This is a genomic window from Mesorhizobium sp. M1143 (assembly GCF_040318435.1).
In the GTDB taxonomy this organism is placed as follows: Bacteria; Pseudomonadota; Alphaproteobacteria; order Rhizobiales; family Rhizobiaceae; genus Mesorhizobium.
Map to the genome: position 1 here is coordinate 217,613 of NZ_JAMYMJ010000003.1, position 18,558 is coordinate 236,170.

Genomic DNA, 18,558 nt, shown 5'->3' on the forward strand with positions numbered 1-18,558 from the left:
GCATTCGTCAATTGGAAGCCCTTGATGCGGCCTTTGCCGAGCGAAAACCCCGTTTCCGCTAAAGATCGCCAGAGCCATTGCTAAAGTCGGCAGAGCAAATCACCGGCAGAGGGCGCATTTCGTTGCACGGAACGGGACAGGACCGGCGTAGCCAGAGGCGAGGTAACTATGGACATCGACGAGTTCCGTGCGACCCTTCAGGGTGTAGAGCCCCCGGCGAATCTTGGGATGGCGCTCCACGCTCTATGGTGGGATAGACAGGGCGATTGGGAGCGGGCGCATGAGTGTGTGCAGGCCAACGAATCTGATCCGGCCTCTGTATGGGTTCATGCCTATCTGCACCGCAAAGAAGGCGACCTTTCTAATGCAGCCTACTGGTACCGCCGCGCCGGGCAGCCTGTGGCAACTGGCAAGCTAGACGCAGAGTGGGAGTCGATTACAGAATCACTTCTTGCAGGATAGTGAGGGTCGCCCAAGGGGCAGCCTAGCGCCTCATCGCCCCGTAGAGGCGAAACTCACCTCCGCCCGATGGGATCGGCTGGGCCCAGGAGGTCCGAACGTTTCCGCATAAATTCATGCAGCGAGATTGTTCTCGCGATTCCGTAAGGTCTCTGTTTAATAAGCTATATCTAATATTGACTATTTTCTGTCGCTCAAAAGTCGCAGACTTCATTTTACTGATCACCGTTAGCTTCTTGGTAGCTCTCACGACTATAAACTTCTTGCGGGCGAATAGCTTTCATGCTGCCTTCGCGCACTCAGGAATCAGGGAGCTTAGGCATGGCGGAGCGGATTGCGCGTGATGGGTTTTGGGTTTTGCATCTCGCGCGCTTGCCGCAAGTCGTGTCGCTTCGCTCCGGCACTTCCGCCTTGACGATCCTAACTGTTGCCCTTGCGCTGAGCGCCGCGCCGGCTCGGGCCGATGGCGGCAATGGTAGCAGCGCAGGCGCTGGACAAGGTGGCGTTGACGGCGCGCTCGCGAGTGCCACGGGTCAGAATGCCGCCAATGGCGCGACCGCTGGTGGCGGTGGTGGCGGCATTGACCTCACGACGGGTGACGGGGCGCCAGGAGGATCGGGAGCGGTAAGTGGGACAGCCAACAACCCAAATGGCGTTGCCGGTGCCACTGGTGCTACGGGTCTGGTCATCTCGACAGACGGGACCATTGCAACCAGCATCAGCGGCGGGGCCGGCGCTTTGGGCTCCCCTGGCACGAATGGCGTCGTCAGGAGCGGCGGCGGTGGCGGTGGCGGTGTGGGCGTCAGTGCCACGGCCGACGTTACAGTCACTGGCACAGGATCGGTGAGTGGTGGCACTGGCGGCCGAGGTGGGACCAATGGCAACAGCGGCAGCGGTGGTGGCGGCGTCGGCATATTCTCGTCCGCAAACGTGTTTGTAGAGGCGGGCGGCAGCGTTACCGGCGGCACGAGTCTTTCCACAATTGGGGTCCAAGCAGGTGGTGGCGGCGGCGCAGCTGCCATCGTCCTGATGGGCGGCGGGACAATCCAGAACAGCGGGAATCTGCTCGGGGGTGCCGGTGGAAGAACAGTTCTCGGCGGCGGTGGGGACGGTGGCGCCGCTGTTCTGCTGCTTTCAGGTGGAACCGTCATCAACAAGCTAGGTGCGACGATCGTTGGCGGCAGTGGCGGTCAGGGCTCCTTGGCAGGCGGCGATGGCGCCGCAGGGATCAAGGGCGCCAACATCGCGGTCATCAATGCGGGTACGATCAGCGGCGGTGCCGTCGGCACCGGTGGCGGAACGCCGGCAGCCGGCAAAGCCATCCAGTTCACCGGCGGCGTCAATTCGCTGGAGATTCAGGCCGGCTCCACCATCATAGGCAATGTGGTCGCTTTCAGCGCCGCGGATACATTCAAGCTGGGTGGCGATATCAGCGCCAGTTTCGGTGTGTCGCAGATCGGTGCTGGCGCCAAATATGACGGGTTTGGGTTCTACGAGAAAACCGGAAACAGCACCTGGACCCTAACGGGGACGACAACTGCCGTCACGCCTTGGACCTTGTCCGGCGGGACCCTGCAAATTTCGAGTGACAACAATCTGGGCGCCCTCTCGGGCGGCTTGACCTTCGACGGCGGCACGTTGCGCACGACCACCAGCTTCGCCACCAATCGCAATGTCCTGATCAATTCGACCGGCGGGTTCGACACGGTGGCAGGCACGCAGTTGGACGTGTCAGGCCAGGTGACCGGCACCGGCACACTGGTCAAGAGCGGCGCCGGCACGCTCAACGTCAGCAATTTGTCCAACAGCTATACGGGTGGCAACATCGTCAACGCAGGAACGCTTGCCGGCAACACCGTGGCGATCCGTGGCGACATCCTGGACAACGGCGCTGTCTCGTTTCTCGACCTCGGCCCCCACACCTTCGGCGGAAATATCTCCGGCTCGGGCAGCGTCGACATCGAAGGCTTCGGCACGCTGACGCTGACCGGTGCCAACACCCACAGCGGCGGCACCAAGGTCGGGACCGGCAAAAGCATCTCGGTCGCGTCGGACCAGAATCTGGGTGCCGCTACGGGCCTGCTGACACTCGACGGCGGCGAACTCGGCACGACAGCAAGCTTCGCCATGAGCCGCGATGTCAAGCTCACTTCCGCCTATGGCTACTTCCGCGCGGCGGCGGGTACGACGCTGACCGCGAATGGCGAGCTGAGCGGCGTGGGCGGCGTCTACAAGGAGGGCGCCGGCACCCTGGTGCTCAACGGCGACAGCACCTATTCCGGCCGCACCACGGTCGACGGGGGCAAGCTCGTCGTCGAAGGTTCGCTTGGGAATACCGAAACGACGGTCAACAGCGGCGGCACGCTGGGCGGCTCCGGCTCGATAGGCGGCGCGGTGATCGTCGCCGATGGCGGCGTGCTGGCCCCCGGCTCCAGTCCGGGTACGCTTACGGTCGGATCGCTCAGCCTGAGCTCCGGTTCTATGCTCGACTACGAGCTCGGCCAGGCAGGAATTGTCGGCGGCGGTGTCAACGACCTGATCGAGGTGACCGGAGCGCTGACGCTGGACGGCAGCCTCAACATCACCGATGTAGGCGGCTTTGGCCCTGGCGTCTACCGGCTCATCAATTATGGCGGCGCCCTCACCGACAATGGTCTCGAACTCGGCAATCTGCCGGCCGGCGTCACGGCGGCCGATTTGACGGTGCAGACTTCTGTCGCCAACCAGGTCAATCTTATCAGCAGTGTCGGTAACGACCTGTTGTTCTGGGACGGTGACGCGGCCGGGAATGCCAACAACGATCTGGTCGACGGCGGCAACGGCACGTGGACGGCGACAAGCCTGAACTGGACGACGAGCACCGGCCTGGTAACTGGCGCGATGAAGCCGCAGCCCGGCTTCGCCATCTTCCAGACGCTCGGCGGCACCGTCATCGCCGACGGCAGCGCCGGCGCGCTTGCGATTACGGGCATGCAATTCGCCGCCGATGGCTACCGCATCGAAGGCGAAGCCATCACGCTTGATGGCGCTGGCGGCGAGAGCATCATTCGGGTCGGCGACGGCACGGTGGCCGGAGCAGGTTACACCGCCACCATCGCCTCCGTGCTAACCGGGACCAGCAGCCTGACCAAGACCGATGCGGGCACGCTGGTGCTGTCCGGCGCCAACACCTACACGGGCGGCACCACCGTCCTGGGCGGCGTGCTATCTGTTTCAGCCGACAACAATCTCGGCGTTGCCGCTGGCGGCCTGACGCTCTCCGGCGGGACGCTGCGCAACACAGCGGCGTTCAGCTCGGCGCGCGACGTCACGCTTTCGTCGGCCGGCGGCACCTTCGACACTGTGGCCGACCTGACCTTGTCCGGTGCGATCTCTGGCGCTGGCAGCCTTGCCAAGACCGGCGCCGGCACGCTGACGCTTACGGGAACGAACAGCTATGGCGGCAACACGTTGGTCAGCGCTGGCACGCTGGTCGGCGATGCAACCTCGATTCGTGGCGACATCGGCAATTCCGGCACTGTCGTGTTCGACCAGGCGGCGGACGCCAGCTTCGCCGGCGATATCTCCGGCACCGGCGCAATGATGAAGGATGGCGCCGGCGTGCTGACGCTGTCAGGCACGTCGCTGCTGGACTGGACCGTCAATCAAGGCGGCCTCGCCTCGGCAGCCGAGCGCTTCGGTGGCGATGTCGCGATCGGCGCCGGCGCCTCCTTCACATTCGACCAAGTCGCCTCCGCCAGCTATGCCGGCGTGCTCTCGGGCGCCGGTACGTTCATCAAGGACGGCCAAGGCACGCTGCTGCTTGCGTTGGACAACTCAGGCTTTACCGGCGCCACTACGGTCAGCGGCGGCACGCTTGCCGCGGGCGCTGCGAACGCGTTCAGTTCCTCCTCGCAGTTTTCCGTCGCCTCGGGCGCCACGCTCGATCTTGCCGGCACGTCCCAGACGATTGCGGGGCTGAGCAACGCCGGAACGGTGCGCATCGCGGGTGGCGTCCCAGGCGACACACTTACCGTAAGCGGCGACTATGTCGGCAATAGCGGCGCCGTCGTTCTCAACGCTGCGCTCGGTGGTGACGGTTCGCCGACAGACATGCTGGTGATCGCCGGCAACACGTCAGGGACGGGTACCCTTCAGGTCGTCAATTTCGGCGGGTCGGGCGCCCAAACGGTCGGAGGCATCAAGATCGTCGACGTCGGCGGCGTCTCAAACGGCAGCTTCTCGCTCGACGGCAATTATACCTTCGAAGACGATGCAGCGGTCGTCGCGGGCGCCTACGCATACAGGCTCTACAAGAACGGCGTCAGCACACCGGCCGATGGCGATTGGTATCTGCGCTCGGCCCTGGTCAACGGCGATCCCGATCCGCAGCCGCTCTATTCGCCCGGCGTGCCTCTGTACGAGGCCTATGAAGGGGTGCTGCAGGCCTTCAATGAACTGGGCACCATGCAGCAACGCATTGGCAATCGGTCGTGGGGCGAGGGTGCTACGCCGCAAGGTGCGGACCTGCCAGGCCAGGGCTCGGTCGACGGCAAGGCGATATGGGCGCGCATCGAAGCTGCCCATGCCGAGATCAAGCCGGAGACGTCGACCTCCGGCACGAACTATGACGTGACCACCTGGAAGCTGCAGGCCGGCGTCGATGGCCTGCTGCACGAAAGCGACGCCGGTACCCTGATCGGAGGGATTACGGCCCACTACGGAACCGCGTCGTCGGACGTCTCCTCGATCTTCGGGGCAGGGTCGATCGCTGCCACCGGCTACGGCGTCGGCAGCACGCTCACCTGGTTCGGCAGCGGTGGCTTCTACGTCGACGCGCAGGCTGAGGCGACATGGTATGACAGTGACATCCGGTCGGCCACGCTAAGCACCACGCTTGCGGACGGCAACAACGGTTTCGGCTACGGGCTGAGCGTGGAGGCCGGACAGAAGATCGCCCTCAACGGCAACTGGTCGCTGACGCCGCAGGCCCAGCTTGCCTATTCCTCGGTCGACTTCGACGCGTTCACCGACCCGTTTGGCGCCGTCGTGTCGCCCGGCAGCAGCAACAGTCTCGTCGGCCGCCTCGGCCTCTCCGCGGACTATGAAGACCAGTGGGTGGACGATGCGGGGCAAGTCAGCCGCACGCACATTTACGGGCTCGGCAACCTTTACTACGACTTCCTCGACGGAAATGATGTCGATGTGTCTGGCACGAAACTGGTCAGCGAAAATCAGGCGCTGTGGGGCGGTGTCGGCCTTGGTGGCTCGCTGAGCTGGGCGGACGGTCGCTACGCCGTCTTCGGAGAAGGGACAGCGCGGACAAGCCTCAAGGATTTTGGCGACAGCCATGCCCTGGGCGCCAAACTCGGGTTCGCTGTGAAATGGTAGCGGCGATCGAGATGGACATGTCGACCTTGGCTTGAGGGTCGGGCCGGCAAGGCTGCCGAGGTCTATGGAATCCGGACTTGCGGTCATCCGGCTCGTCGGCCCTGGACGTTTCCTTACCGGCTGCCGGCATCAAGTACCAGGCTCGCATCCGAAGCACCCTGGCGGTCGATCACAGGGATGCCAGCGCGCTGGACATGCGCTCCAGTCCTTGGCGCAACAGAGGACGCGGGCAGCCGACATTCAGGCGAATGAAGCCTTCGCCGCCAGGCCCATAGACGCGGCCGTCATAGAGATTAACCCCGGCCCGATCGACAAAGAATTTCTGAATTCCACCCACTCGGCGATCGAGCGCGCACGCATCCAACCACACCAGAAACGATGCGTCGGGCCGCATGGGCGTGATGCCTGGAAGGTGTTCACCGGCGAACTCGCAAACCAGATCGATGTTGCCGGCGATGTAGCGCGTGAGTTGGTCGAGCCACGGCGCGCCGCTGCTGTAAGCAACCTCCAGGGCCAGGCGGCCGAAAAAGTTCGCATTCACCATGAATGACGCCTGCATTGCGGCAAGAAGCGCCTCGCGGCGCTTTTTGCTGGCTACCGAAATCGTTGCCGAAGGAACCCCGGCAAGATTGAAAGTCTTCGTTGGAGCGGTGCAGATGAACGATTTCTCCGCAGCATCTTCCGAGATGGAGGAGAAGACGATGTGAGGACGATCCGACAACCTTATGTCGCAGTGAATGTCGTCGGATATCACCAGGATTCCATGACGCTCGCAGATGTCGTTGAGCGCCGCCAATTCTTCGCGTGTCCAGGCCATTCCGGCAGGGTTGTGAGGATTGCACAGCAGGAATGCCTTGGCGCCGCCGGCCGCCAGTTTCTCGAAATCCTCGAGATCGAGCTCATATCTGTTGTTCTGCAGCCTCAGCCGGTTCGTAAGGAGAACGCGGCCGTTTCCCTGAACCACTTCGAAATAGGGCGAGTACACGGGCGACTGCACAATGACGCAGTCACCGGGCTTGGTGAAGGTTCGCAGTATCGCAGCCACGGACGGCATGATCGCCGGCGCGGGAAGCAAGTTCTCCAGTTTCGGCGACCAGTTGTGCCGGTGCGCGAACCACGATTGCACGATCTCATAGTGGCGCGGATCGCGGCGTGTGTAGCCGTAAATGCCATGCTCCGCGGCCTCGCGCAGTCGCGCGATGACGGTTTCCGGAGCGCGGAAGTCCATATCCGCCGTCCACAGCGACAGCAGGTCCTGGCCCTCGACCTGGGGAGAGAACTCGTCCCACTGGTTGGCCCATTTGACGGATCCGAACTGCTGACGGTCGTGGATCTGGTCGAAATCTATTCCCGCGATATGTCGTTGCCCAAGCGCCGATGCGGGCGTGTCTGCACAAGCCATTTGATAGTCACCTTGCCGCGGGCATTGCTTGCGGCATCATCAGCGCCTCCTAGGATTTGTGGCCACGCGCCAATTGGCGCTCCATAGATTGCGAGTAACGCGACATGCCGAAGCAAAAGCTCCAGTAGACCAGCCCCGCAAAGAGGTAGCCGGTTGATGAGATCGTCGGGCCTGCCCAGTTCGGATCGACGCGCGCCGTTTCGACGGCCTTCAGAAAATCCGCGATGCCGACGACGGCGACCAGAGTCGTGTCTTTGAACAGACCGATGAAGGTCGAGACGATACTCGGTATGACGATCGTCAACGCCTGAGGGAGGACGATCAGGCGCATCATGTCGAAGTAGCCGATCCCGAGCGCCTTGGCCGCTTCGTGTTGGCCCTTCGGGATCGCCTGAAGGCCGGCTCTCACGACCTCGGCCATATAGGCGGACGAGAACAACGCTATCGCGATGAGCGGGCGCAACAGACGATCAGGTGTCAGATAATCCGGGACGAAGAGCGGCATCATGAAGTTCGCCATGAACAACACTGTGATAAACGGCACGCCGCGGACGACTTCGATGAACGTGACGCAAACCGTCTTGACGAAAGGGAGTTCCGACCTGCGCCCAAGCGCCAGGATAACCCCGATCGGTAGCGAGAAGACGATACCCACGATCGACATCAGCAACGTGATCAAGAGACCGCCCCAGAGCGTCGTATCGATGACAGGCAAATGAAGCCAGGCAACGCCGCGCACGAGAACGAACGCGGCCACGGGGTAGACGAGGAAGAACAGCAACGCCGCCACTTTGCGCCGCGGAGCCTTCGTCCACAGGAGCCAAACGATGAGGATGGCGCCGATCGCCTGCGCAAGGTCCACGCGCCACCGCTCGGAAACCGGATACGCGCCGTATCGCAGGTAGTCGAACTTCTCGGCGATGAAAGGCCAGCAAGCCCCCTGGCTGTTCGCACGGCAAGCTTCATGGCCGCCGCTCCAGACCGCGTTGAAGATCGCAAAGCTCAGGAAGTGATGCAGCAGCCACGCGGCTAGGAGGACAAAGCATATTGTCAGCGCGCCTGAAGACGGCGTCGAAAACAGGTTCTTTTTCATCCAGCTCACTGGACCCGGTCGAACGTCCGCGGGAGGCGCCATGGCTGGTATGAGCGCGCTGACGTCAACTGGCGAACGCATGGACTGATCGCTCATCCGTCACCTTTCAACGATTGCAAAATGTCGGTTACACGCGTTCATGGCCAATGACGTGGCAAGGGAGATAACGAGATAGACCGACAGGGTAATCGCCATGACCTGGACGGCGGCTCCGGTCTGGTTGAGCACCGTGCCTGCAAAGATCTGAACGAGGTCGGGATAGCCGATGAACACGGCAAGCGACGAGTTCTTGATGAGATTGAGATACTGGCTTGTCAAAGGGGGAATGATGATGCGCAGCGCCTGGGGAACGACGACCAGACGAAGCGTCTTGCCCGGCGCCAGCCCCAGCGCATGCGCAGCCTCGGTCTGGCCCTTTGGCACTGCCTGGATTCCACCTCGCACGATCTCGGCGATGTATGAACCGGTGTAGACCGACAGACCGATCAGGAGAGCGGCAAACTCCGGATAGAGCTGATGCCCGCCTTGAAAATTGAAACCCCGTAGCTGCGGGGCGACGAACGAGACCGGCTCGCCAGCCGCCAGGAAAAGGACCAACGGAAATCCTATCAAGGTCGCCAGACTGACCAGAAGCACCGGCAGCTGCCTGCCCGTCCGTCTCTGGACGCTCCTGGCGCGAAACCAGAATGCAACGCAGCAGGAAATGGCCGCAACGAATGCCAAGCCCACCAGCCCCGCTCCCGGATGCAGATGAATCTCCGGAACGATGAGGCCGCGATTGTTGAGGTAGATGCCGCCGGGAATGGCGATGGACGCCTTCGGCGAGGGCAACGGCTTGAGGACGGCGTTGTACCAGAACAGCAGCTGCAGCAATAACGGAACATTGCGCACAAGCTCGACATAGGCGGTCGCCACCTTCGAAACGATCCAGTTCGGCGACAGGCGGGCAACGCCGATGACGAAGCCAAGCAAGGTCGCAAACAGGATTGCGAGGAGACTGACGTAGAGGGTGTTGGCCACTCCCACCCAGAACGCCTGACCGTAGCTGGACAATGCATCGTACGGTATCAGGGTTTGATTGATGTCGAAGCCGGCAGACTCATTCCAAAAGTCGAATGAGAGCGGAATCCCCCGGACCCGCATATTCGATGCAGTCTGCATGCCGATGCCCAGGGCCAAGGCCAGCAGGCAGCCGGCGAGCAAGAGCTGGTAGAAGATGCCCCGCACCTTCGTATCGTGCAGCGACAACCTCCTGCGCGACGGCGCGGGAAGCGACAAATGGGACATGGGCTGTTCCTATCGGGTCCGTGCAAGGCGCTGACGGTAACACGCCAGCGCCTTGCAACCATGCCTTTGCCTAAAGCGCGTCGCCATTGAACGGACTCAGGCGACGCGCTTTAGGGTCTTCGTTATGCATGTCGTGTCTCAAAACCGGGGCCATTTTTGAGCGACATGCGTTAGCGGATCGGCGGAGCGTATTGAACGCCGCCTTGGTTCCAGAGCGCGTTCATGCCGCGCTCCATTTTCAGCGGCGAATCCTTGCCGACATTGCGATCAAACACTTCGCCGTAATTGCCGACCTGCTTGATCACCTCGACCGGCCAGTTATCGCCGAGCCCGATGTCCTTGCCTATGCTGCCGTCCACGCCAAGCAAGCGGCGGATGCTGGGGTTGTCCGACGATTTCATGGCATCGACGTTCTTGGAGGTGACCCCGTATTCCTCCGCGGCCACCATGACGTAGAGCGTCCACTTCGCCACATTGAGCCACTGGTCGTCACCCTGCCGCACGGCCGGGCCAAGCGGCTCCTTGGAGATCAGCTCGGGAAGAACAATGCTGTCGTCCGGCTTGGCCATGCGAAGCCGCGACGCGTTCAAGGTGGAGGTGTCTGCGGACAAGACGTCGCAACGTCCCTCCTCATAAGCCTTCACTACAGCTTCCTCGTCTGCGAAACCAACCGTCGTGTACTTGATCGACCGCGAGCGAAAATAGTCGGCAAGGTTCAACTCGGTCGTGGTGCCCTGGGTGACGCATATCGATGCGCCGTCAAGTCCCTTGGCTGACGTGATATTGTCCGCCTTGCGCACCATGAACCCCTGGCCGTCATAGAAATACGTGCCGGCAAACAGTATGCCTAGCGACGTATCGCGGGACGATGTCCAGGTTGCGTTGTGGGCGAGAATGTCGATCTCTCCCGACTGCAAGGCGGTGAAGCGATCCTTTGGCGTCAATGGGATGAACTTGACCTTTTGCGCGTCCCCGAGCACGGCAGCGGCCACGGCGCGACAATAATCGACGACAAATCCGGTCCATTTGCCTTCATTGTCGGGAAGGCTGAAGCCAGCCGTGGCCGAATTCGTGCCACAGGTCAGCACGCCATTTTTCTTGACATTATCGAGGGTTGCGGACCACGCCGAGGAGGCGGTGCACGCGATGGCGAGGGCAAGAAGGCCCTTGAACGTTGATCTCATTTCGGCATTCCCCTGTTATTGTTGAAGGGAATGTGCTCTCCAGCCCAAGTATTCGTCAAATCGATTGTTCTCATGGTGAAAATGAGCGCTGCTCATAGTTGCGAAGCACTCCCAGCTGAGAAGCGGTTGAGTGGTGAAGCAGCGCGCGCGACCTATTTTACGGCCGACCCCGGTGCTCCGACGGTGCCTTGGTGTCTCTTGCTCCGCGATTCGTTGTAGATTCCCACGATGATTTCCCGGAGCCACCTGGTTCCCGGGTCATTCGCCATCTGGCGGTGAACAATAAGCCAGGCATTCACATTCGCTATCGGAAGGGGTGGCGGGACCAACGTCACCTCACTCCTCTCATCCAGCATTTGCAGGATGGCATCACCGCAATGGGTAATCAGTTCAGTGCCGCGAAGCGCCCAGGGCAGCACCGGATAGTTCGAGATGGTCGCAACGACATTGCGGCGAAGACCCATCTGTTTGAGGGCGGCATCCGCGAGGCCTTCCGCCAGGCCATCTGCGGAAATCTGGAGGTGGGAACTGGCCAGATAGGTTTCCAGCGTCATTGCGCTTCTGGCGATCTTGCTTCCGCTCCACACTGCGCAAAACAATCGGTCCTGGCCAAGCTCCACCTTCAAGAGACCTGGGTCGTCGCGTATCGCTGCTCCCGTCAGCGCGCAGTCAACTTGTCTCAGATAGACCGATGAACCGATTTCGGGTCCGTTTGCGGGAATGACGTTCAGCGTCGCGCCAGGAGCTTGCCTGGAAAATTCTCGAATGAGGCCCGGGATGAAAACCATGGCATGATAATCTGTAAGTCCAACGCGAAAGTTGCGCCGCGTCGTTGCTGGATTGAAGATCTGATGCCGGTCGATCGATGCGCGGATCGTTGCGAGTGCGGCGGAAATATTCGACAGCAGCTCAACTGCCCGGGGAGTTGGCCGCATCTCGCCGCCATCTCTGGTGAACAATTCATCCTGCAATAGATACCGAAGCTTCGACAGGGAGTGGCTTACAGCTGATTGTGTTCTGCCCAATTCGGTAGCCGCCCGCGTCACGCTCCTTTCCCGCATCATCACGTCAAAGACCCGCAATAGATTGAGGTCGATATCGTTATAATTCATGGAATTACCTCATCTGCGACCTGAGACCGCACCAGGCGGCACTAACGCGTTGGTTGCGACGGTGACAGATGGGGCACGAAGAGTGAAGACAGAGGTCCGGCTACGCCTTTGAAACTCTGGCGGTTGAACAGGTGACGGCGACCGCCGGATCGCTCCGCGGCATTTCTGAGCCTGGCTTGGCGAGCAAGCCGGCAATCCGCCATGAACCCAGGGCGAGCATGTGAAGTAAAGTCAGCCGCACCCGCTGGGTGGGAAATCGCAGGCGGTTTCATTGGCTTGATAATGGCGGAGAGAGCGACAGCCATATTGCTGTCTCATGTCGTCTCAACCGATGAAAATCATGCTGTAATATCAACGGTTTAATATAAAATGGGTGTCTCGCGCCGTTGCAATCTGTATCATCCAATGCCATTATCTTTGGCGGGTAAGATGATGGGATTGAGAAATGCCGAAGATCGCCAAGGAACTTTCAGCACTAGCCGTCAAGAACTTGAAACACCCCGGATCGACCACACCAGGCAACGCTGTGTTTGCTGTTGGCGGTGTTGCCGGGCTCATGCTCCAAATCACGCCGGGCAGCGGCCGGTCATGGCTATTGCGCACTACAAACGTCGATGGTCGGCGTTGCGAAATGGGTCTTGGCGGGCATGACGTATCATTGGGCGAAGCCCGCGAGCGGGCGAGGGCGACCAAAGACAAAATCCGCAACGGCATCAATCCGCTTCAAGAGAAGCGCGAGCGTCGCAAAGCCGCGATCGAGGCCGCAAAGCGCCATCTCACATTCCGCGTTGCCGTTGACAAATTCCTTGCCGACACGCTGGCGGAATTCAGGAACGAAAAGCATCGGAAGCAATGGCAATCCACGCTGGACACGTATGCAATGCCCGTCATCGGCAATCTTGCCGTTTCCGAAGTCACCAAACATCACATGGTCGAAATCCTTAAGCCGATCTGGACGACCAAGACTGAGACGGCCACGCGTTTGCGGCAACGTTGCGAACGCGTGCTTGATTGGGCAAAGGCACACGGACACCGCGAGGGCGACAATCCGGCACAGTGGAAGGGCAATCTCAATGCAATGTTGTCCAAGCCAAGCAAGGTTGCGACAGTCGATAATCAGCCCGCCGTTCAGTTGAAAGACGCGCCCACGTGGTTCGCAGCATTGCGCAAACGCGAAGGCACGGGTGCACGGGCATTGGAATTCGCGACATTGACCGCTGCGCGATCAGGCGAAGTGCGCGGCATGGAATGGCCTGAAATCGATTGGCACGCCAAATTGTGGACGGTGCCGGCATCGCGAATGAAAATGAGGCGGCCGCACGTTGTGGCGCTATCCGATGCGGCAATAACAATCCTAACTGCGATGAGAGAGGCTGCGGCCGCCGACACAGAATATGTGTTTCCGGCGATCCGGGGCGGCATGCTATCCGACATGACGTTGAGCGCTACCATGAGACGGATGCACGAAAGCGAGATTGAGGCGGGCCGCACGGGCTGGCTCGACAAGAACTCGAAGCGTCCAGCCGTGCCCCATGGGCTGCGGTCAACGTTTTCTGATTGGGCAGGGGAGTTGTCCGACTATCCCCGAGACATGCGGGAATTTGCGCTCGCCCACGCCATCAACAGCGACGTTGAGGCCGCATACCGGCGCGAAACCATGATTGAGAAGCGCCGCGCCATGATGAGCGATTGGGCTGCGTTTTTGCGGGGCGGGAACTGACCAAAGCTCTAAGACATGAGCCTCGGCAACGCTGGCCGAAGGCGATAAGCTCGCGAGCAAAACGGAACGCTAAGCTGTTCAGCAATATCGATCGCTGATCGCGTCGGGCCAACCGGAATTATCAGCGGTGGCGCTGAGATGTTTCCGCTCATATGGGCGCTGCGTGACGCCATCTCTAATTTCGCCTGGCTAAGCGCACGCCGGGCCCTCCACCATTCTCTGGAATGAATTCGATGCCAGCGTTCTCCAGGGCACCTTGTACCGCCTGCAGCGTGTTGTCGAACAAAACCTCGCCGCGCTCCAATCGCGCGATAGTGTTGGGAGACACCTTGGCGAGGGCAGCAAGCTCGCGAATGCCTAGATGAAGAGCTGCCCGCGCCATCCGACACTGGGCCGAAGTTATCGCCATCCGTAGTAACCCTGTTACTAATTTGTTGCATTTGCTGGCCATAGATAGTAACACTGATACTACCGTTGATGCCGACAAGCATCTTGAGCGGTTGGACAGGTGCGGTCACACCTGTCCAACCTAACCACAACCCCAGCTTTCATGGAGCTCGGATCATGGATGATTCCGACAATAGCATGAGTTTGTCTTTCGTCACCCGGCGGCGCTTGCTGGCGGGCACGGCCACGGCCGCCGTGGCATGGCCCTTCCATGTAAAGTCACGGGCCGCCGAACTGACGGACGGCAGCAGCGCGGCTGATCCTGCTCTTCGTCTGTGTGGGAACTGGCAAAAGATCCACAACGAGACATTGTCGCTGTGCCGCGAACAGCAAAGGTTGGAGACACACCTCGCCAGGACGGTCGGCTTTCCCTGCGCCAAGGTACGGCTTGCCGATGGTACGGAATTAACGCTCCATTCCATGGAAGGCATGAACGATGCCTACTCTCCCGAAATTCAAGTCGAATGGGGTAGGGCGGTTGCCGACTTCGCGGCACACCAGGCGCGTTGGGACGCCGCCGATGCCGAGATCGGCTATTCGAGAGCAGACGAACTGATACGGCAATCCGAAACAGCCGAACGCGTACTTCTGGATAATCTACCGCAGACAGCGGCTACCTCCATGGAGGGCATTTTAGCCAAGCTGCTCGTTATCCTGCATGACGGTGAGCATTGGGAACATCCCGACGATTTCCCCTGGCCGCATATCCGCTCGGTGCTGGATGACCTCGCCCGCCACCATAAGTATCGATCCGGCGATGATCGCCGGATCGATCGGGCAACCGTTAGTTGACGGTCCTCACAGGCGGTGAGGACGTAGTCTGCTTCGAAGGAAGCCGATCGGTGGCCGCCGCCACGGCCGCAGCCGCATCGCAGTGACGCTTGCTGTGTCAGCCTGAGGGGCGGCCGCCGATCCGGCGCGGGCTCGGGAAACCAGACCAAGCGGCCAGTTGTGTGCGGTTCGCTCCAAAGTTGCCTTGCTTGAGCAACCCATCTTGATGGGCGCGAGGCGACTATCGTTTCTCATTTGCCGTGTTCGCTCGCCTCGGCGGCGCTCCGAATGAACATGGGCTCAAGCAGTAGCCCTGCCGCCGTGACCGCTGCGTCTCGGTGAAGGCCAGCTTTCCGCGCAGTGTGCATCGCCCTCATCACAACTTGTCGCCCTCGTCTTGCGGACGCCACGAAACGGGATTGGTGATCCAGCGACTGATGTCGGATTCATGCCAGCCTGCACCGTGGATACTGATCTGGATCTGGCGTGGGAAGGTGCCGTCGGCGATCTTGCGATAGATGGTGGACCGGGACAGACCTGTCCGGGAGACGACGGTTTTCAGGCGGATGATACGGTCTGGTTCGCGCATGGACGCATCTCCTGCTGGTTGTTTTTGACTGCTCCTGATCAAGAGAGGACAGACACTTGCGGGCGCGCAAGAGGGTTTTCCGCGTCATCGTACCCCGGCATAGGGACGGCGGCAGATAGGACTGTCTAGAGTCCAATGCCCCGGCCCCGCCCGAGGTCGATGCCGTGGGTGAATGCGAGTTCCGCACCAAGGCGCCGATCAGAATCGATGCTGATGCCAAGGTCGTGCTTGCGGTTGGCGAGGATGGATTCAAGCTGCGGATCGCGCTCGAGGCTTTTGGCCATGTCACCCATCGCCGATCGCGTCGCCTTGTAGCCGGACATGTCACCCGCCTGATACTGGTGCTGACTGGTCCGGTCGAGTTTGTGCCAACGCTCCACGAAATGGTCTGCGCGGCGGCCCGGATCGTTGTACAGTCCGGTGCGGATTTCGGTTTCAAACTGGAGGGCGCGGATGGCGCGGTTGATCCGTCCGCCGGCGGCCTCGGCGACAAGTTCCGGGCTCTTGACATAAGCCGCCTCGGCATCGCGCCAGCCATGGGGCCGCACCTCATCGAAGGCTATTCGGGCGTCAGCCAGTTCCCGCAACCGCATCGGGCTGGCCTTGTTTCCTGCGCCCTCGTCGCTGAATATCGCGTCCATGGCGCGGGCATGACGCACGAGCGCATCGGTTCGGGCTTTCCGTAACGCCGCTTGCCCGTCCTCGGCGATCTCCCTGGCAGGCGCGGCGGGTTCGAGGCGCACTTCTTCTCTTTCCGGCCTGCGCATGGCGTCGAAGTCGGGCGCGCCATCTGCCGAAGGGTGCCGGCCGTCGAACATGTTGCGTAGCCTTTCAGGCACGACCTTGCGCACGATCTGTGCGACACGCTCGTGAAAGGTGATGCCGCGCCGCTCGGCATAGCTCTGCGCCGGATCGATCTGCTCGTAGTCCGACGCCATGTCCTTGGCGCGGTCACGTGACAGCGTGCGGATGAGCCGTTCGCGGGTCGCGAAGTCATCGCCGCCGTAATGCAGGTCCATGCTGTCTCGATGCCGCGACAGTGCGACGTAGCTGCCATGCGCATCCATGCCCGGCGTGGCGAGCACATGGGTGCGGTCGACGGTCATGCCCTGCGCCTTGTGAATGGTCGCGGCATAGCCGTGGTCGATGTGCGCGTAGTCTTTCAGGTCGAAGCGCATGGATCGGCCGTCGTCGGTTTGAATCGTCATCCTCTGGTCGCTGACCGCTTCGATCACACCAAGCGTGCCGTTCTTGACGCCAAGCCCGCGCTCGTTGCGCAGGAACATGACCCGGTCGCCGCTGGCGAAGTTCCTTGCACCGCGTTCGACGCTTATCTGAACATCGTCGCCCAGATCGCCAGCAGCGCGCATGCGCTCGCGCGCTGCCTGGTTGAGGGCGCGCACCTCGTCGTTTGTATGGGTGAGAATGATCCGGCTTGCCTCTGGATGCGCCTGCCTGTCGCGATCCCAGCGCTCGACGAGTTCATTCCGCGCTTCGTCGCGCGTCGCAGCCTGATGCACCATGCCTTGTGCGTCGTAGGCGCTGATCGCAGCATTGATCCTGCCGCTTGCCAGATCGCGCGTGGCGTCGCGCTGCCAGTCCTCGCGCTGCCGCCGCACCTGACCGATTTCGACGCCGCCGTGTCGCTCGTGGATCGAGCGGAATGCGGCGCCGGCTTCGATCGCCTGCAACTGCTGCGGATCGCCTACCAGCACGACCTTCGCGCCAGCGTCCGCCGCATGGGAAAGCACGCGCTCCAACTGGCGCGTGCCTACCATGCCGGCCTCGTCGATCACCAGGACATCGCGCGCGGTGAGCAGATCCCGGCCCTGTCCCCAGCTATGTTCCATACTGGCGATGGTTCGAGACGAGATGCCTGATCCGCCCTCCAGATTCTCGGCGGCAATGCCCGAGAGTGCCGCGCCTCGAACCTCGTAGCCCGCTGCTGCCCATGCCTGTCGCGCAACGCCCAGCATGGCGCTCTTGCCCGTTCCGGCAAAGCCGACGACGACACCAAGACCGCGACGATCGGTGATATGCGCAAGCGCATCGCTCTGCTCGCCTGACAGGACAAGCCCGTGTTGCGCAGCCCGCGCCAGCGCTGCCTCGCGATGCGCCTCACTCACCGCGTGTCGCTCGTCCAAATCGATACGCTCTGCCGCGCGATGCAGGCGCTGTTCGGTGTCGATCATCTGCCGGGTGGTAAAACGGTCTTCGCCGCGTCCGTCCTTGCCGAGTTCGACCAGATCGGGTGCGTTGCTGATGGCTGCCACCACCTCGTTGAACTGCTCCATTCCGTCGCTGTGGCGATGCGAGAACTTCGCAATGTCTTTTCGGGTGAAGGTCGATTGCTGATGCGTGATGGCATCGAGCGCCAGGGATGGATCGGCAATGATGCGCGCACCATTGTTGCGTGCGATCTCGCGATGCAGTTCGGCGCGATCTGCTTCAGTGTCGCCAGCGTCCAGGCTACTGCTCTCGATGCGTTGGGCTGGCGCACCAATCTGCGTCTGCGGCTCCAGGGCAATGCCCTGCGCTTCCAGGCTGCGATGATCGATGCGCACGTCGATGTCCAGTTCGGCCAGCCGTTCATTGGCCAGCTCCGCCCACCGCTCGCGCCAGCGCTCAACCATCTGGGTAGCATTCCAGTCTCGAACCTTCGGACCAAATCCGTTCTGGTCCACGGACCGCATGGTCAGCATGACGTGGGCATGCGGTTTGGGGCTGCCATCCTCCGCCCTGTCCCAATGCACATTGAGATCGGCCACCATGCCCTTGCTGACAAACTCGACTTGTACAAAGTCGCGCGCCAGTTCGATGCCTTCCGCCTGGCTGAGTTCGCGCGGGAGCGCAAACTCGACCTCGCGGGCAAGCTGCGCGTCCTTGCGGACTTCGAACGCCTCGACATCGTTCCACAGCCGTTCGCGGCCGCGCCAGGCTTCGGGTGCATTCGCAGGCAGCATCACTTCGGAATGGACGACACCACGTTTGGCTGAAAAATCATGGCTGCGTTCGATCCGCTCGTCACGCAATCGCGAAGCCGAGCGGTATGCGGCCGACGCCACGGCGCTTGAGCCTGCCTTGCGGCCAATGACCTTGACGTGAAGATGATAGATCGCCATCG

At 61.4% G+C, this 18,558-nt stretch carries 12 protein-coding genes; 4 read left to right on the forward strand and 8 right to left on the reverse strand.

Features of this window, described 5'->3' with window-relative positions; all coding sequences use genetic code 11:
* Positions 1 to 168 precede the first annotated feature (168 nt).
* On the forward strand, positions 169 to 462 hold the full coding sequence (locus NKH35_RS04335; protein ID WP_023704064.1) for a hypothetical protein: 294 nt from the start codon (positions 169 to 171) through the stop codon (positions 460 to 462).
* Between the two features lie 408 nt (positions 463 to 870).
* On the forward strand, positions 871 to 5,829 hold the full coding sequence (locus NKH35_RS04340) for an autotransporter outer membrane beta-barrel domain-containing protein (protein WP_352913442.1): 4,959 nt from the start codon (positions 871 to 873) through the stop codon (positions 5,827 to 5,829).
* A gap of 169 nt (positions 5,830 to 5,998) precedes the next feature.
* Here the strand turns inward: NKH35_RS04340 and NKH35_RS04345 are convergent, their stop codons facing one another.
* The 5 genes from NKH35_RS04345 to NKH35_RS04365 all read right to left on the reverse strand — a co-directional run bounded on the left by NKH35_RS04345 (position 5,999) and on the right by NKH35_RS04365 (position 11,907).
* Entirely contained in the window at positions 5,999 to 7,231 is a 1,233-nt protein-coding gene (locus NKH35_RS04345; protein ID WP_050586810.1) for a MalY/PatB family protein, read from the reverse strand.
* A 49-nt stretch (positions 7,232 to 7,280) separates the two neighbouring features.
* Positions 7,281 to 8,405, reverse strand: coding sequence for an amino acid ABC transporter permease (locus tag NKH35_RS04350; protein WP_031243988.1), 1,125 nt, complete (start codon positions 8,403 to 8,405; stop codon positions 7,281 to 7,283).
* 18 nt (positions 8,406 to 8,423) lie between these two features.
* The gene (locus NKH35_RS04355) at positions 8,424 to 9,551 is read right to left on the reverse strand and encodes an amino acid ABC transporter permease (protein ID WP_352913444.1); all 1,128 of its coding nucleotides are present in this window, start codon (positions 9,549 to 9,551) and stop codon (positions 8,424 to 8,426) included.
* 230 nt (positions 9,552 to 9,781) lie between these two features.
* Complete coding sequence (locus tag NKH35_RS04360) at positions 9,782 to 10,795, reverse strand: amino acid ABC transporter substrate-binding protein (protein ID WP_352913446.1); 1,014 nt, start codon at positions 10,793 to 10,795, stop codon at positions 9,782 to 9,784.
* Positions 10,796 to 10,947: 152 nt separating this feature from the next.
* On the reverse strand, positions 10,948 to 11,907 hold the full coding sequence (locus NKH35_RS04365) for a LysR family transcriptional regulator (protein WP_023686474.1): 960 nt from the start codon (positions 11,905 to 11,907) through the stop codon (positions 10,948 to 10,950).
* Positions 11,908 to 12,352: 445 nt separating this feature from the next.
* Between NKH35_RS04365 and NKH35_RS04370 the strand changes: the two genes are divergently transcribed.
* Complete coding sequence (locus tag NKH35_RS04370; protein ID WP_352913448.1) at positions 12,353 to 13,627, forward strand: tyrosine-type recombinase/integrase; 1,275 nt, start codon at positions 12,353 to 12,355, stop codon at positions 13,625 to 13,627.
* A gap of 175 nt (positions 13,628 to 13,802) precedes the next feature.
* Here the strand turns inward: NKH35_RS04370 and NKH35_RS04375 are convergent, their stop codons facing one another.
* On the reverse strand, positions 13,803 to 14,009 hold the full coding sequence (locus tag NKH35_RS04375; RefSeq protein ID WP_023825501.1) for a helix-turn-helix domain-containing protein: 207 nt from the start codon (positions 14,007 to 14,009) through the stop codon (positions 13,803 to 13,805).
* Positions 14,010 to 14,191: 182 nt separating this feature from the next.
* Here NKH35_RS04375 and NKH35_RS04380 point away from each other — a divergent pair, with 182 nt between their 5' ends.
* Positions 14,192 to 14,866 carry a hypothetical protein gene (locus NKH35_RS04380; protein ID WP_352913450.1) on the forward strand — a complete coding sequence of 225 codons (675 nt, stop codon included), beginning with the start codon at positions 14,192 to 14,194 and terminating at the stop codon, positions 14,864 to 14,866.
* A gap of 355 nt (positions 14,867 to 15,221) precedes the next feature.
* Here NKH35_RS04380 and NKH35_RS04385 read toward each other — a convergent pair whose 3' ends face one another.
* Together NKH35_RS04385 and traA are read right to left on the reverse strand one after the other, a co-directional pair.
* Complete coding sequence (locus tag NKH35_RS04385; protein ID WP_023825499.1) at positions 15,222 to 15,434, reverse strand: helix-turn-helix transcriptional regulator; 213 nt, start codon at positions 15,432 to 15,434, stop codon at positions 15,222 to 15,224.
* A 125-nt stretch (positions 15,435 to 15,559) separates the two neighbouring features.
* Positions 15,560 to 18,556, reverse strand: coding sequence for a Ti-type conjugative transfer relaxase TraA (traA, locus tag NKH35_RS04390; RefSeq protein WP_352913453.1), 2,997 nt, complete (start codon positions 18,554 to 18,556; stop codon positions 15,560 to 15,562).
* Positions 18,557 to 18,558: the final 2 nt, after the last annotated feature.

Excerpts from the sequence above, each read along its gene's own strand:
- NKH35_RS04335 (WP_023704064.1), top strand. The coding sequence starts at position 169 with ATGGACATCGACGAGTTCCGTGCGACCCTTCAGGGTGTAGAGCCCCCG.
- NKH35_RS04345 (WP_050586810.1), bottom strand. The coding sequence starts at position 7,231 with ATGGCTTGTGCAGACACGCCCGCATCGGCGCTTGGGCAACGACATATC.
- NKH35_RS04350 (WP_031243988.1), bottom strand. The coding sequence starts at position 8,405 with ATGCGTTCGCCAGTTGACGTCAGCGCGCTCATACCAGCCATGGCGCCT.
- NKH35_RS04360 (WP_352913446.1), bottom strand. The coding sequence starts at position 10,795 with ATGAGATCAACGTTCAAGGGCCTTCTTGCCCTCGCCATCGCGTGCACC.
- NKH35_RS04365 (WP_023686474.1), bottom strand. The coding sequence starts at position 11,907 with ATGAATTATAACGATATCGACCTCAATCTATTGCGGGTCTTTGACGTG.
- NKH35_RS04370 (WP_352913448.1), top strand. The coding sequence starts at position 12,353 with ATGCCGAAGATCGCCAAGGAACTTTCAGCACTAGCCGTCAAGAACTTG.
- NKH35_RS04375 (WP_023825501.1), bottom strand. The coding sequence starts at position 14,009 with ATGGCGCGGGCAGCTCTTCATCTAGGCATTCGCGAGCTTGCTGCCCTC.
- NKH35_RS04380 (WP_352913450.1), top strand. The coding sequence starts at position 14,192 with ATGGATGATTCCGACAATAGCATGAGTTTGTCTTTCGTCACCCGGCGG.
- NKH35_RS04385 (WP_023825499.1), bottom strand. The coding sequence starts at position 15,434 with ATGCGCGAACCAGACCGTATCATCCGCCTGAAAACCGTCGTCTCCCGG.
- traA (WP_352913453.1), bottom strand. The coding sequence starts at position 18,556 with ATGGCGATCTATCATCTTCACGTCAAGGTCATTGGCCGCAAGGCAGGC.